The organism is Streptomyces nanshensis (assembly GCF_001751255.1).
In the GTDB taxonomy this organism is placed as follows: domain Bacteria; phylum Actinomycetota; class Actinomycetes; order Streptomycetales; family Streptomycetaceae; genus Streptomyces; species Streptomyces nanshensis_A.
The window spans coordinates 33,042-46,892 of the sequence record NZ_LJGW01000110.1; the positions used below are offsets into that span (position 1 = coordinate 33,042).

General features: G+C 72.5%; 12 protein-coding genes and 3 pseudogenes. 4 read left to right on the forward strand and 11 right to left on the reverse strand.

What is annotated here, in order from left to right:
* Positions 1-100: 100 nt before the first annotated feature.
* The 4 genes from AN218_RS05965 to AN218_RS05980 all read right to left on the reverse strand — a co-directional run bounded on the left by AN218_RS05965 (position 101) and on the right by AN218_RS05980 (position 3,820).
* On the reverse strand, positions 101-1,060 hold the full coding sequence (locus AN218_RS05965; protein WP_070015566.1) for a LysR family transcriptional regulator: 960 nt from the start codon (positions 1,058-1,060) through the stop codon (positions 101-103).
* Positions 1,061-1,252: 192 nt separating this feature from the next.
* Positions 1,253-2,248: a universal stress protein gene (locus AN218_RS05970; RefSeq protein WP_070015567.1), complete on the reverse strand. Its 996-nt coding sequence runs from the start codon at positions 2,246-2,248 to the stop codon at positions 1,253-1,255.
* 93 nt (positions 2,249-2,341) lie between these two features.
* Positions 2,342-2,995: a CBS domain-containing protein gene (locus tag AN218_RS05975; RefSeq protein ID WP_070015568.1), complete on the reverse strand. Its 654-nt coding sequence runs from the start codon at positions 2,993-2,995 to the stop codon at positions 2,342-2,344.
* Between the two features lie 120 nt (positions 2,996-3,115).
* Entirely contained in the window at positions 3,116-3,820 is a 705-nt protein-coding gene (locus AN218_RS05980) for a CBS domain-containing protein (protein ID WP_079131858.1), read from the reverse strand.
* Between the two features lie 328 nt (positions 3,821-4,148).
* On the opposite strand from AN218_RS05980, the gene AN218_RS35250 reads away from it, so the two are divergent.
* On the forward strand, positions 4,149-4,580 hold the full coding sequence (locus AN218_RS35250) for an Hsp20/alpha crystallin family protein (protein ID WP_070015569.1): 432 nt from the start codon (positions 4,149-4,151) through the stop codon (positions 4,578-4,580).
* A 35-nt stretch (positions 4,581-4,615) separates the two neighbouring features.
* Positions 4,616-5,509, forward strand: a complete 894-nt coding sequence (locus AN218_RS35255) for a universal stress protein (protein ID WP_070015570.1) — start codon at positions 4,616-4,618, stop codon at positions 5,507-5,509.
* Positions 5,510-5,899: 390 nt separating this feature from the next.
* Here the strand turns inward: AN218_RS35255 and AN218_RS39000 are convergent.
* From AN218_RS39000 to AN218_RS06000, 3 genes and pseudogenes are all read right to left on the reverse strand, one after another.
* Positions 5,900-6,094: pseudogene (locus tag AN218_RS39000) on the reverse strand (methyltransferase family protein); the annotation flags it as partial.
* 188 nt (positions 6,095-6,282) lie between these two features.
* On the reverse strand, positions 6,283-7,020 hold the full coding sequence (locus tag AN218_RS05995) for a response regulator (RefSeq protein WP_070015571.1): 738 nt from the start codon (positions 7,018-7,020) through the stop codon (positions 6,283-6,285).
* Between the two features lie 9 nt (positions 7,021-7,029).
* Positions 7,030-8,208 carry a sensor histidine kinase gene (locus tag AN218_RS06000; protein WP_079131860.1) on the reverse strand — a complete coding sequence of 393 codons (1,179 nt, stop codon included), beginning with the start codon at positions 8,206-8,208 and terminating at the stop codon, positions 7,030-7,032.
* A gap of 186 nt (positions 8,209-8,394) precedes the next feature.
* Here AN218_RS06000 and AN218_RS06005 point away from each other — a divergent pair, with 186 nt between their 5' ends.
* Entirely contained in the window at positions 8,395-10,521 is a 2,127-nt protein-coding gene (locus tag AN218_RS06005) for an MMPL family transporter (RefSeq protein ID WP_070015572.1), read from the forward strand.
* 10 nt (positions 10,522-10,531) lie between these two features.
* Here the strand turns inward: AN218_RS06005 and AN218_RS37890 are convergent.
* A pseudogene (locus AN218_RS37890) lies at positions 10,532-11,041 on the reverse strand (NAD-dependent epimerase/dehydratase family protein); the annotation flags it as partial.
* On the opposite strand from AN218_RS37890, the pseudogene AN218_RS37895 reads away from it, so the two are divergent.
* Positions 11,033-11,338: pseudogene (locus AN218_RS37895) on the forward strand (carboxyl transferase domain-containing protein); the annotation flags it as partial. The pseudogenes AN218_RS37890 and AN218_RS37895 sit on opposite strands and share 9 nt — an antisense overlap.
* A 114-nt stretch (positions 11,339-11,452) precedes the next feature.
* Here AN218_RS37895 and AN218_RS06015 read toward each other — a convergent pair.
* The 3 genes from AN218_RS06015 to AN218_RS06025 all read right to left on the reverse strand — a co-directional run.
* Positions 11,453-12,241: an SAM-dependent methyltransferase gene (locus tag AN218_RS06015; protein ID WP_070015591.1), complete on the reverse strand. Its 789-nt coding sequence runs from the start codon at positions 12,239-12,241 to the stop codon at positions 11,453-11,455.
* A 62-nt stretch (positions 12,242-12,303) separates the two neighbouring features.
* Positions 12,304-13,185: a helix-turn-helix domain-containing protein gene (locus AN218_RS06020; RefSeq protein WP_070015573.1), complete on the reverse strand. Its 882-nt coding sequence runs from the start codon at positions 13,183-13,185 to the stop codon at positions 12,304-12,306.
* Between the two features lie 273 nt (positions 13,186-13,458).
* On the reverse strand, positions 13,459-13,851 hold a 393-nt coding region (locus tag AN218_RS06025), incomplete at its 5' end, for a lysoplasmalogenase family protein (RefSeq protein ID WP_216311723.1).

A 13,851-nucleotide genomic window follows, 5' to 3' on the forward strand; every position in this document is an offset into this window, starting at 1 on the left:
GCTGCGCCGACGATCGACAACGCTGGGGGCACCTCCCGCGAAGCGGGGGAGAGCGTGCGTGCCAGGGCCCGCACCCCAGACGGGACTTTCCGGACACGCCCTAGCTCCAGAGGGTCACATGGATCGCCGGGCGGAACCGTCCGGCGGTGACGCCCGCGCCGCGGAGCATCGCCTGGGTGGCGCGCGGCGTCGTGACGAACCGCGTCAGCTCGGCCGCCGCGGACGGTGCGCCCGATCCGCTGAGGGTCAGGATGTTCCAGGCGCCCTTGGCCTGGGTGTACGTGCCGGAGAGCGGCCGCAGATAGCCGCCCGCGATGTCCTGCGAGACGGCGAAGGCCACCGCCAGCGCGATGCCCTTGCCGCGCTTGGCCTCCTCGACGGCCGCCGCGTGGCTCTGGAAGATCTGCTGATGTGTCTCGGGGACGTTGATCTTGCGCAGCAGGGACGGTACGAGCCCGACCCGGTCGGCCGCGGAGGGGCCCAACAGCCAGGTCTGCTCCCGGAGTTGACTGACGCTGGGCGAGGCGACCCCGCACAGCGGGTGGTCGGGGCTGACGACCGCCATCACCTGGTAGTTGAGGAAGGGCGTACAGCTCACGGAGCCGTCGACCGTCCCCGGACGCGGCCCGATCGCGACGTCCACCTCGCGGGCGAGCAGCAGACCGGCGAACCGCTGCGGGCTGTGCTCGCTCAGCTCCACGTCCAGATCGTCGGCGCGGCTCGCGAACAGCTCGATGAGGCCGGGCGCCGCGTGCTCGGCGAAGAGGTTCGACGCGGCGATGCGCAGCATTCTCCGTCCGGCCCCCGCCTGGCTCACTTCGAGCACGGTGCGGGCCTGGAGCCCCAGCATCTCCGAGGCCCGGCTCGCCAGCCGCAGCCCGCCCGGTGTGAAGGCGAGCCCGGCTGCCGTACGCGTGAACAGCTTGTCGCCCAGCTCCTTGCGCAGATGTGCGATGTGCATCGAGACCGCCGCCTCGGACACCGAGAGGTCGGCGGCGGCCTGCTTGACGGAGCTGAGACGGACGACGGCGGCGAACGCCCGAAGCTGTGTTGGCGTCACGCCAGTTCCTCCCGTTGAACGTGCGAAGCGCCCCTGACATGCGACGGAGCGGCCTGGTCATTTTCTCCCGAGCCCTCCGCGAAGGCCAGACCGCGACAGGTTTCTCCTGCGCCCGCCGCCGCGGGACGTGAGCGAGCCTCGTACGCGTGACGCGTGCGGCCGCTGTCTCTGCGGCCGTTACGCGTGCGGCCGTTACGCGTGCGGCACGACCGCGACGGGAGTACGGACGTGATGCACGACGGCGTGGGCGACGGGCCCGATGTGGGTGCCGAGGCGCTGCTGCCGGATGCGGCGCCCGACCACGAGCAGCGACGCGTCCTCCGCGGCCTCCTTGAGGATCTCCTGCGCGCGGCCCGGGACGGCGGCGCGGACCACGTCGACGTCCGGGAACTTCTCGTGCCACGGCCCGAGCGCGTCCCTCAGCATCCGCGTCTCCTCGGCCTGCATCTGCTCGGTGATCTCCATGCCGACCGGATAGGACGGCGTGGAGCCCAGCGCCGGCGGCAGATGCCAGCCGTGCAGGACGCGCAGCCGCCGGGCGTGCAGGGACGCCGCGCGGAAGGCGAAGTCGATCAACGCGTCGCAGGGACGGCCCAGATCGAGCCCGAGGACGATGTCGCCGACGGCCGCGGTGGTGGGGCTCGCGTCGCGGGCGGTGTGCCGCGCGCGGTACGGCCCGTCCGCCGCGCTCTCCGCGTCCGCCGCCTCCCGGGCGTCCTGAACGTCCTCGGCGCCGGTGCCGTCCATACCGTCCGTGCCGTCCTCGTCCGGCTCCGCCCGCACCAGGACGACCGGACACACGGCGTGCGCCACCGTCCCCAGCGCGGTCGAGCCCATCACATACCCGACGGCTCCGCTGAGCCCGCGGGAGCCCAGCACCAGCAGCCCGGTGCGGTGCGAGAGGCCGGTGAGCACGCGGGACGGGCGCCCCGCGACCATCGTGATCGTCGTCCGCAGCTCCGGGTGACGCCGGGCCAGCTCCTCGGCCACCTCGCCGGTGATCTTCTCGGAGAGCTCCAGCTCCACCTGGTCCTCGACGACGATGGGCGAGGAGGGATACGCCCCGGTCTCCCGTACCTGGACCAGTTCCAGGGAAGCGTCCCTGGCCAGCGCCTCACGGGCCGCCCAGCCCGCCGCCGCGAGGCTCTCCCGTGTGCCGTCCAGACCGACCGCGACACCTCCGGACATGACCTCTGCCTCTCTTCCCTTCCGCCTCTGCTTCCACCTGTTCCGCCTGTTCCGCCTGTTCCGCCTGTTCCGTCTCGTCAGGCCGCTCTGTGATCAGGCCGCTCTCGGCGTGGTGTCCAGATGGCTGCGCACCTTGACCACGCCGTCCACGCTCTGCACCAACCGCTCGACGACCGGGACGAGATGGGGCTGTTCCACCTCGCCGCGCAGCGTCACACAGCCGTCCCTGACCTGTACGTTCAACTGCCGCGCCGCCAGGCCGAGCGTCCGCTCCAGCACGTCGCGGGTGATCTCCTCCTGGATCGCGGAGTCCCGGCGCAGAAAGACGCGCAGCAGGTCCGCGCGGCTGAGGATGCCGACGAGGCGGCCCGCCTCGTTCACCACGGGCAGCCGCTTGACGTGCCCGTCCGCCATCACACGGGCCGCCTCCACCACGTTCCACTCGGGACGGGCGACGACGGCGGGGCTGGTCATCAACTCGTCCGCGGTGGCGGCCTCGCCGGGCGTACGGCTGCCGGCCCGTGGCTCGTGCGCGGGGAGCAGGCCCGCCGGGTCGGGCTGCCCGGCCTGCTTGCCGACCAGGTCGGCCTCGGAGACCACGCCCACCGGGTGCTCGTCCTCGTCGACCACCGGGAGGGCCGTGACGTCGTTGTCCGCCATGACGCGGGCGATCTTCTTGAACGTGGCGTCGTCGCGCACCCGCACCACGGCCCGCGTCATCAGGTCGTTGACAGTCCGGTGTTCCATCAGAGGTCTCCCTCGGTTCGTACCCGTGCCTCTCAACGGTCCGCCCACGGGCGGGAGTCCGCACGGCCACCGTCAGCGGGGGCCTGGCCGGCACCGGCTCCCGGGCACCGCTCCGGCCGCTCAGTCCAGGTCGAAGTCCACGTCCACGACGCCTTCGACCGAACGGATGAGCCGGGCGGCGACGGGCACGAGCGAGCGGTCGTCCAGCGTGCCGCGCACCGTGGCCAGGCCCTCGTCGACCTGGACGCGCAGCGTGGGCGCAGCGTCCGGCAGCAGACCCAGCACCTCCTGCCGGATCTCCTCCGCGATCTCCTCGTCGCTGCGCAGGAACACCTTCAGCAGGTCGCTGCGGCTGACGATGCCGACCAGCCGTCCCGCGCCGTCCACCACGGGCAGCCGCTTGACGCCCTTCCACGCCATGATCCGCGCGGCCTCGGTGACCCGCGCGTCCTGGTGGACGGAGATCGCCGGGGTGCTCATCATCTCCCCGGCCGTGAGGGCTCCCGACTTCAGCAGCCGCTCCATGCGTTCGCGCGGCTCGTTCAAGTTCGGGACGCCGTCGCGGTACTCCTCCTTGGCCAGCAGGTCCGCCTCCGTCACGACCCCGATGACGCGGCCGTCGGCCTCCACCACGGGCATGCCGCTCACACGCCACTCGTGCATGTTCTCGGCGACGTCCTTGAACGTGGCCTGCCGTCCCACCGCGACGACGGTGTGCGTCATGACGTCGGCGACGGCGCGCAGGGACGCTCCGTCCGCCCGGTCCTGCCGGTGCGCGCCCGCGGCCCGCCGGTCGCGGTCGCGTACGTCCCCTCGGTGCGCCATGTCGGCCCCCTTCTCCGGGATGTGTGCGGTTCCGGGCCGGGCCGAGTGGTACGGCCCGCATCTCCAGGGTCCAAGGCCCGAGCGTGCCCGGCCAGCTCCGAAGGTCCCTCCACGGGGAGGGCCGATGGTCCCGGTACGGGAGCGGGACGGCGACGCGGAGCCGGACGGACGGGGCCCGCCGGATCCGTACGGGGGCGGGTGGGCCGCGTCCGGCGGGACCGTACGTCCCCGTCACCGGCCCGTCCGGCCCTCGTACCGCTCGTCCCTCGGGCCCGACCCTGGATGGCGACCCGACGTCACTCCGAGAGGAACCGCGAGAGGAGCGGACATGCCTGCACCAGTGGAACGCCGGCACACCGGAGCCACGCTCCCCGACCTGTTCGACTGGATGATCCCGGACTTCCCCGCCGTGCCGACGCTGCGCTCCGGCGCCCACACCATCCGCGTCGAAGAGGGCATGACGGACGGCGAGTTCACGCTCAGGGCCGAGCTGCCGGGCATCGATCCCGACCGGGACGTGGACATCACGGTCGAGGGCGACATGCTGACGATCAAGGCCGAACGGACCGAGAGGGCCGGGGACAAGGGCCACTCCGAGTTCCACTACGGGGCGATGGCCCGGGCCGTGCGGCTGCCCGCGGGCGCCCGTACGGACGACGCCGCGGCGGACTACGAGGACGGCATCCTCACGGTGACGGTGCCCGTCGCCGAGCCCGGTTCCGAGGCGCGGAACATCTCCGTACGGCGGCCCTCCGGCTGAGACCGGGGCAGCAGCGAGACGAGAGGAGCGTGGCGGTGGAGACGAGCAGCAACGATGTCGTCGTCGGCGTGGACGGATCCCCTTCGAGCCTCGACGCCGCCGCGCACGCGGCCGGTGAGGCGGCGCTGCACGGGGTCGGCCTGCAGGTGGTGCACGTCCTCAACTGGCCCTCCGCCCCGCTTCTTTCGGGCGCCGCGCTGGCCGGCTCCGTGACGGAGGCGCTCGTCGACGAGGCGGAGGGGTACGTCGGCGAGGCGGTCGAGCGGGCCCGGTCCGCCGAGCCCGGGATCGAGGTGACCGGCTCCGTCGTACAGGGCGAGCCGCTGCCCGTACTGGGCCGGCTCTCGCGTACGGCGACGCTGATGGTCGTCGGCAGCAGGGGGCTGGGCAGCTTCGCGGGGATGCTGCTGGGCTCGGTCGCGGTGCATCTGGCGGCGCACGCCCGCTGTCCCGTACTGGTGCTGCGCGGTCGGCCGGAGCCCGCCGGGCCGGTGATGGTCGGCGTGGACGGCTCCCCCGCGAACCGCTGCGCGATCGACTTCGCCTTCGCCGAGGCGTCGCTGCGCGGGGCGGATCTGATGGCGGCACATGTGTGGTCCGAGTGGTCGGCGCCGCCGGTTCCGCCGCGGGACCCCTCGGAGGCGTACGCGCGCAAACCCGGTGAACTCCGGGACGAGGAGGAGGCGTTGCTCTCCGAGGCGCTGTCCGGGCTGGGCGAGCGGTACCCCGATGTACGCGCGGAGCGGCACGTCGTACGCGGCCGCGTCCGCGAGAGCCTCATCGACGCGAGCAAGGGCGCGCGCATGCTGGTCGTCGGGGCGCGGGGCCTCGGCGGCTTCACGGGGATGCTGCTGGGCTCCGTCAGCCAGGCGGCGCTGCACCACGCGCACTGCCCGGTCGTGGTGGTACCGGCGGAGGACGGTCACTGAGGCGCTGGACGGTCACTGAGGCGCTGAGCGGTCGGCCCGAAGGCGGCTCCCCGGCTCCCGGGCGCCGCCTGCCGACGCACCTACGCGCCCGGGCCCGAACCGGGGAGGCACGGGACCGGCCCCGTCATCCGGTCTGCCCGGCACCTCGGCTTGCCCCAACCGCCCTCGCGGGCACCGGACTTCGCAGCGCCGGTGGCGCCGCCCGTCAGAGTCCGACCAGCGCCATGACGTGGCCCGGCTCGAACGTGCCGAGGGCACCGTCGGCGCCGTACCCCACGGCGGTCGCCAGCACCGCCACCGCGGTGAGCACGAGCACCCGGCGGCGCTGTGCCGGGGAGGCGGGCCGCTCGCAGACGCGGCCGGTCTCCCCGAAGTGGGCAGAAAGCGCAGCAGGGCGTCCTCGTCCGCTCCGACGGCGGCGGCCAGTTGGGATGTCGTACGGGGGCCCTCGGCCAGGTGCTCGGCCAGCCCGAGCCGGGCCGCCGCTCCCACGATCTGGGAGGCCATGTAGCCGCGGGCCAGGCGCATCAGCTCCTGGGCGGGCGGTACGCCTGATTCGTCCGTGCCCCACGAGGTCTCAGCCATCGTCGGTGTTCCCCTCTGTCGTCGGTACTCCTGCGTGCGGAAGCCGGGGAGGCCAACTGCACGCTGCCGTCCGTCACTAGAGAGGGGGTCGAATGCGGGTACGGCCGTCGTCACGGCCGCCCGTCAGAAGGGCCGGGGAGAGGCGGACCGGGGCGGGCGCCCCGTCACACGCGGCCCGGGATACTCGGTCAGACGCCGCCGGTGCCGCCGCCCGCGTCGGACACCGCGCCGGGGGCCGGGTCCGCGCCGGTCTCCGCGGCCGCCGGGCCGCCCGGGGTGGCCAGCCCCGACTCGTAGGCGATGACGACGAGTTGGGCGCGGTCACGGGCGCCGAGCTTCGTCATCGTCCGGCTCACATGGGTCTTGGCGGTGGTGGGACTGATCGTCAGGTGCTCCGCGATCTCGTCGTTGCTCAGTCCGGCGGCGACCAGCGTCATCACCTCCCGCTCCCGGTCGGTGAGGGGGTCCAGCACCGGTACGGAACGCGGACGCAGCGGCGGGCTGGCCACGAACTCCTCGATGAGCCGCCGCGTGACCACGGGCGAGAGCAGCGCCTCGCCGCCCGCGACGACCCGTACGGACTGCAGCAGTTCGGCGGGCTCCATGTCCTTGACCATGAAGCCGCTCGCCCCGGCCCGCAGCGCGGCGAAGACGTACTCGTCGACGGCGTAGTTGGTGAGCATCACCACGCGCACGGAGGCCAGTTCGGGCAGCGCGCTGATCCTGCGGGTGGCCTGGATGCCGTCGAGCTGCGGCATCCGCACGTCCATCAGCGCGATGTCGGGCCGGTGTTCCAGCGCGAGCCGTACGGCCTCCTCGCCGTCGCGGGCCTCGGCGACCACGCGGATGTCGTCCTCCGAGTCCAGCAGCGCGCGGAAGCCCGCCCGGATCAGCATCTGGTCGTCGGCCAGCAGTACGTCGATCACGCTCAGCCCCTACCTTTTCGAGGTCGGAAGTTCGGCACACACCCGGAACCCGCCCTCCGGGCGGGGCCCTGCCTCCAGCGAGCCGCCCGCGGCGACCGCACGCTCCCGCATGCCGAGGAGTCCCATACCGGAGCCGCGCGCCCCCGTCTCCGCGCCGACGCCGTCGTTCTCGACGCTGAGCACCAGCCGGTCGGGACGGTAGTCGGCGCGCACGGTCACGGAGGCGCCGCGGGCGTGCCGCAGCACGTTCGTCAGGGACTCCTGCACGATGCGGTAGACCGCGCGGTCGACCTCCTCGGGGAGCTTCCGCTCCTGGCCGGCCGTCTCCAGCGTGGCGGGGGCGCCGGCCGCCGCGGCGCGCTCCACCAGGCGCGGCAGGCGCGCGATGCCCGGCGGCTCGTCCATCTCCGCGTCGCTCTCGCCCTGCCGCAAGTCGTGCAGGGTGGCGCGGAGTTCGTTCATCGCCTCCCGGCTGGCCTCCTTGATGGCCTCCAGCGCGGCGCCGACCTGCTCGGGTCTGCGTTCGAAGAGATGGGTCGCCGCGCCCACCTGGACGTTGATGACGGAGATGTTGTGCGTGAGGGTGTCGTGCAACTCCTGGGCGATCCACAGCCGTTCCTCGCCCGCCCGCCGTAACGCGGCCTCCTCACGGGTGCGTTCGGCCTCGGCGGCCCGCTGCTCGACTTCGTGGAGATACGCCCGGCGGCTGCGCACGACCTCGCCGATGACCACTATCGCCACGACCCACCCGGTCACCCACAGGAAGCCGGTCTCCAGCGACGGCGAGTCCCAGTCGGGCATGGAGACGACCAGCAGCATGCCGAGGGTGAAGCCGAAGGCCGCCGTCAGCGCCCGCGCCCGCCGCCCGGAGGCGGCGCAGAAGTAGATCGCGAGCAGCGCGGGCGCGCCCGCGAAGATGCCCGGATACCGCAGCCGGTAGTAGGCGATGCAGCACAGCACGGTGAAGACCGCGACGGACGTCGGCAGGCGGCGGCGGAACGTCAGGGCGAGCCCGGGCAGTGCGAGGAGCGCGAATCCGTAGGCGTCGAGGGGACGTACGTGGACTCCGGACCGCGGCACCAGCACGGTGCCGACCACGACACCCGCCGTCAGCAGCACCGCCCACGGAAGGTCGGACCAGCGCCCGCCCGACCGTCCGCCCAGCCACCCGTTCAGCCGTCTGGTCATCCCCGGAAGCCTAGCCGCACGCGGCGTCCCCCGTCGCCTACTCCCCGTGTAGTACGGGAGGGGACGCGGGCGGGGCGCGTGGACCCGGGAAGTAGCGCCGTTTCCATCCTCGCGGCCGACGGATCGGGATCTGACGGCCCGGAACATGGGAGCGAAGAATCCGCAGACTACTCCCGGAGGTTCGCGATGCGCTCCCTGCTCGCGTTGCCCGCAGGCCGCAGGGCGAAGTGGCTCGTCCTCGGTCTGTGGCTGGCGCTCGTCGTCGTACTCGGCCCCCTGGCCGGGAAGCTGTTCTCCATCACCCAGGACGACTACGTCAGCTATCTGCCGCAGAGCGCCGAGTCCACCCGCGTCGTGGAGCTGCGTCAGAAGATCACGGCGGGCAGCGACCAGCGGGCCGCCGTCGTCTACGAGCGGTCCTCCGGGGTCACACCCGCCGACAAGGCCCGCGCCGAGCGGGACTTGGAGAAGCTGAAGTCGAAGTTCACCGAGGCCGACAACGGGCGGCCGATCCGCGTGGAGACCTCCCGGGACGGCAAGGCCCTGGTCTACGGCATCACCCTGCCGCCCAACGAGAAGGGCAAGGAGGGAGACGCCGCGAAGGACGCCGTCAAGGAGATCCGCGCGACGACGGGCACGGGCGGTGACGGGCTGCATGTGTGGGTCGGCGGCCCGGCCGGCGTCCTCGCGGACCAGCTCAAGAGCTTCGAGGGCCTGGACGTACGGGTGCTGCTGGCGACCGTGGGCGTCGTGGCGGTCCTGCTGCTGCTGATCTACCGCAGTCCGGTGCTGTGGCTGGTGCCGCTGCTGACGGTGGGTCTCGGCGCGGAGGTGGGCCAGGCGCTGGTGTACGCGGTGGCGAAGGACGGCGCGATCACCGTGACCAGTCTCAGCGCCTTCATCCTGGTCGTCCTCACCTACGGCGCGGGCACCGACTACGCGCTGCTGCTCATCGCCCGCTACCGGGAGGAGCTGCGCCGTCACGAGGACCGGCACGAGGCGATGAAGGCCGCGCTGCGCAACTCCGGCCCGGCCATCATGGCCTCGGCGGCGACCGTCGGCGCGGGGCTGCTGTGCCTGCTGGCCGCCGACCTCACCTCCAACAAGGGGCTGGGACCGATCGGGCTGATCGGTGTCGCGAGCGCGCTGCTCGCCATGCTGGTGCTGCTGCCCGCGCTGCTGGTGATCCTCGGGCGCTGGGTCTTCTGGCCGGCGATTCCGCATTACGGCTCGCAGGCGAAGGAGTCGACGCGTCTGTGGTCCCGCGTGGCCTCGCTGGTCTCGAACCGTCCGCGCCGCACCTGGCTCGTCACGGCGGCGGGGCTGGTGGTGCTCTCCGGCGGACTGCTGACGATGAACACCGATCTGCGCGAGGCCGACGGCTTCCGCGACAGGCCGGAGTCCATCAGCGCGCAGGACGCGATGATGCGCCACTTCGAGCCGGGGCTCACACGTCCCGCGCACGTCATCAGCAACGAGGACAAGGCCGACGAGGTCCTCTCGGCGGTACGCGGCACACCGGGCGTCGCCTCGGCACAGCCCGCGGGCAGCCGGAACGGCACCGCCCTGACGATCGTCACGCTGGACAAGGCGCCGGACTCCGACGGCGAGCACCGGGTGCTGAAGGACCTGCGGGAGCGGGTGCACGCGGTGCCGGGCGGTGACGCCCTCGTCGGCGGGCACAGCGCCATCAACATGGACCTGGCGGACAGCAACGTCGAGGACGCCAAGGTGGTGATCCCGTTCGTGCTGCTGGTGATCCTGGTGATCCTCGGGCTGCTGCTGCGGGCGGTGACGGCACCGCTGGTCCTGATCGCGACGGTCGTCGTCTCGTTCGCGGCGGCGCTCGGGGTCTCCACCCTGGTCTTCGAGGGCCTCTTCGGCTTCCCGGCGGTCGATTCGTCGCTGCCGCTGCTGGCGTTCGTCTTCCTCGTCGCGCTGGGCGTGGACTACAACATCTTCCTCATGGGCCGTATCCACGAGGAGGCGGCACGGCACGGCACACGGCAGGGCACCGTACGGGGCCTGACCGTCACCGGCGGCGTGATCACCTCGGCGGGCATCGTGCTCGCGGCCACGTTCGCGGTGCTCACGGTGCTGCCGCTGGTGCTGTGGATCGAGCTGGGCTTCGTGGTGGCGCTGGGCATCCTGCTCGACACCTTCATCGTCCGGTCCGTCCTGGTGCCCGCGCTGACGGTGGACCTGGACCGGCGGATGTGGTGGCCGAGCCGCCTCTCCCGCCGTCCCGCGGACGACGGAACTCCCGGCCCTCGTGGAGACGGACCGGGAGCGAACGCCGAGGCGAAGGTCTGACGGACGGGGCCTAAGTACCGGGGGACCGGGGAGCCGGCCCCCGTGAGTACGTCTCCGGCTCCCCCTCGCCGCCGCCCCGCATCGGGGCGGCGGCGAACTCCTTCATGCCGCGCGCGAATCCGACCTCGGGGCGCCAGCCCAGCTCGTCCATGAGCCGGCGGGGCGAGGCGACGATGTGCCGTACGTCGCCGATGCGGTACTCCCCGGTGACGACGGGCTCCGGGGCGCCCACCGCGGAGGCCAGCCCGGCGGCCAGCTCACCGATGGTGTGCGGCTCGCCGCTGGCGACGTTGAAGGCGCGGAAGCCGGGCTCGTCCCGCTCGACGGCCGCCACGTTCGCCGAGGCCACGTCCGCGACGTGCACGAAGTCGCGGCGCGGGCCGCCGTCTTCGAAGACGCGCGGCGCCTCGCCACGGGCGACGGCGGAGCGGAAGACGGAGGCGACGCCGGAGTACGGGCTCTCGTACGGCATCTGCGGCCCGTAGACGTTGTGGTAGCGCAGCGCGGTGGCACGGGCGCCGACCTCGCCTTCGCCTGGCCGACGAACGAGATCGCGGTGATGGGCGCGGAGGGCGCGGCGAACGTGGTCTTCCGCCGGGAGATCGCCGCCTCCGACACCCCCGGGGAGACCCGGCAAAGGCTGATCAAGCAGTACCAGACGGAGCTGATGCACCCGTACTACGCGGCCGAACGCGGTCTCGTGGACGATGTGATCGACCCGGGCGAGACCCGCCGCGTCCTGACCGGGGCACTGGCCATGCTGCGCGAGAAGCACGCCGCGGTGCCGGAGCGCAAGCACGGCAACCCGCCGACGTGACGGCCGGGCCGGGCAGCGGAACGCCCAACGGAGCGCTCACGGGCGGCAGTCGACGGGCGCCGCGGGCCGGCGCAGAGGCACGCAGGCCCCGGGCTCGGCTCAACCGCCCCCGGTTCAGGCCGGCTTGCGGGCCACGCCCCCGTACGCGGGCGCCGCGACCGCCTCGCCGTCCGGACGCCACTCGCCGATCGGCACCAGACCGGGTTCCAGCAGCTCCAACCCCGCGAAGAACTCCGCCACTTCGCTCTGGGGACGGAGCTGGAGCGGAGTGCCCTCCGCCCGGTAGACCTCCGCCACCTTGTTCATGGAGGAGTCGAACTCCGCGGTGGCGTAGGACAGCGCGAGGAAGCTTCCGGGGGCGAGCCGGTCGACCATCGAGGCCACCAGCCGGTACGGCTCGTACTCGTCCGTGACGAAGTGCAGCAGCGCGTTGAGCGAGAGCGCGACCGGCTGGTCCAGGTCGAGGGTCTCGCGCACCCGCTTCGCGCCGAGGATGTCGTCCCAGCGCACGTCCGCCTGCACATAGGTGGTGCGGCCCTCGGGGGTGCCGCGCAGCAGCGCGTCGGCGTACTCCAGGACGACGGGGTCGTGGTCGGCGTAGACCACACGGCACTCGGGGGCGACCGCCTGCGCGACCTGGTGGAGGTTGGGCTCGGTGGGGATGCCCGTGCCGATGTCGACGAACTGGCGTATCCCGTACTCCCCTGCGAGGCAGCGCACGACCCGGTGCATGAAGCCGCGGTTGGCCAGACAGCTCGCGCGGGCGCCGGGCAGCACCGCCATGACCTTCTCGGCGGCCTCCTGGTCGACGGGATACCAGTCCTTGCCGCCCAGGTAGTAGTCGTACATACGGGCCGAGTGGGGCTTGCTGGTGTCGATCTCCGTGCGGGGTTCGCTGCTCATCGGGCCTTCCGTGTCCTTCTCGTGGCGGGTGCCGGTTCCGGGCGCCCGCCCGGTTCCGGGTGTCACTTGCCGTACTCCTTGCGCAGGTCCGTCAGATACGCGCGGGCGTCGGGGATGCGCGCCGTGGCGAGCTGGGACATGCGGTTGTGCGTCTCGAGATGGGTGACGACGTCGCTGTGCTGGTCGTAGTAGAGGGCGCTGGTGAGCCCCACCTCGGTGTAGACGATGTCCTGCAACTCCCGTTCCTCGAAACGGAAGTACGTGAAGTGGCCGCTGGTCCCCGAGTGCGCGCCGGCGGAGAGCGGAAGGATACGCAGGGCGATGCCGGGGTGGTCCAGCACGTCGAGAAGGCGATCGATCTGGCCGCGCATCAGCCGCCGTCCGCCGACGGCGCGCAGCAGCGCGGCCTCCTCCATCACGACCCACAGGGCCGGTGCGTTCGGGGAGTCCATCAACTTCTGGCGGCGCAGGCGCAGTTCGACGCGCTGCTCCAGGGCGTCGCCGGGCGCCTCGGGGAATCCGGCGCCGATGACCGAGCGCGCGTAGTCGGGGGTCTGCAACAGGCCGGTGACGTAGTGCGGTTCGTAGACGCGCAGCACGCTGGCGGAGGTCTCCAGGCTGACGTACGCGCGGAACCACTCCGGCAGCGCGTCGCGGAAGGTGTGCCACCAGCCCGGCTCGTTGGCCCGCCCGGTCAGCTCGGTGAACTCCCGCGTCTCGGCGGGCGACACGTCGTACAGCTCCAACAGCGCCCGTACATACGGGAGTTTGAAGCCGACCTGCCCGCTCTCCAGGCGGCGCACCGTGAGCTGGTTGACGTCCAGCACCCGGGCGGCGTCGGACAGACCGAGACCGCGCCCCTCCCGCAGCTCGCGGAGCCGCTTGCCCAGGACGATGCGCAGCACCGTGGGTGCGGTCTGGCCGCTCGGCAGCGCACCGCTCACGCGCTACCTCCTGAAGGGGTGTCAAGTATGTGCGGGAACACCACAGACGAGCGGAACCGATGTGAACTTCAGCCCGATGCCGTCGAGTTGAAAATATCAGGAGTTCACGTGTCCGTTGAAGGGCGGGATGGGCGCGATGTGCGGGGAGTTGGGGCGCATGCCCGCCGTGTCACCTGTGGGGACGGTACGGCGCCGCCACGCACGCGCACGCGCCCGCCCCCCGCGTGACCTTCCTGGCAACTGCGGTCCGCGGCCTCGTAGTTGTCGTCGTACCTAGGCCGCGTCCCCGTCCGCGTTCTCCGCCGCCTCCCGGTCCAGGAGGTCGAGCCAGCCGGTGGTGATGAGGTACTGGCCGAGGAGATAACCGGCCATGATCAGCAGCTCCTGCGAGGGCACCTTGCGTCCCGCCGCCTGAAGGCCGATCAGCAGGTCCGAGCCGACGAACGCCGCCGCGCCCGCGCCGACCCGTCCGCCGACACCGAGCGCCGCCGCGCCCATCAGCGTCAGGGCGAGGCTGTATCCGGCGACGGGCAGCCGCAGCCGGCGCTCCAGCGAGGGCGCGAGCACGGCGTTGGCGGCGGCCCATCCGGCGAGGCAGCCGGCCGCGATCTTCGGGCGGCGCCGCAGTCCGCGCAGCGCGCCGAGCCGCGTATAGCCCGCGGTGTA

What these genes read in the sequence shown, in the direction of transcription:
- AN218_RS05970 (WP_070015567.1), bottom strand. Translation starts at nt 2,248, where the DNA reads ATGTCCGGAGGTGTCGCGGTCGGTCTGGACGGCACACGGGAGAGCCTC.
- AN218_RS05975 (WP_070015568.1), bottom strand. Translation starts at nt 2,995, where the DNA reads ATGGAACACCGGACTGTCAACGACCTGATGACGCGGGCCGTGGTGCGG.
- AN218_RS05980 (WP_079131858.1), bottom strand. Translation starts at nt 3,820, where the DNA reads ATGGCGCACCGAGGGGACGTACGCGACCGCGACCGGCGGGCCGCGGGC.
- AN218_RS35250 (WP_070015569.1), top strand. Translation starts at nt 4,149, where the DNA reads ATGCCTGCACCAGTGGAACGCCGGCACACCGGAGCCACGCTCCCCGAC.
- AN218_RS06000 (WP_079131860.1), bottom strand. Translation starts at nt 8,208, where the DNA reads ATGACCAGACGGCTGAACGGGTGGCTGGGCGGACGGTCGGGCGGGCGC.
- AN218_RS06005 (WP_070015572.1), top strand. Translation starts at nt 8,395, where the DNA reads ATGCGCTCCCTGCTCGCGTTGCCCGCAGGCCGCAGGGCGAAGTGGCTC.
- AN218_RS06015 (WP_070015591.1), bottom strand. Translation starts at nt 12,241, where the DNA reads ATGAGCAGCGAACCCCGCACGGAGATCGACACCAGCAAGCCCCACTCG.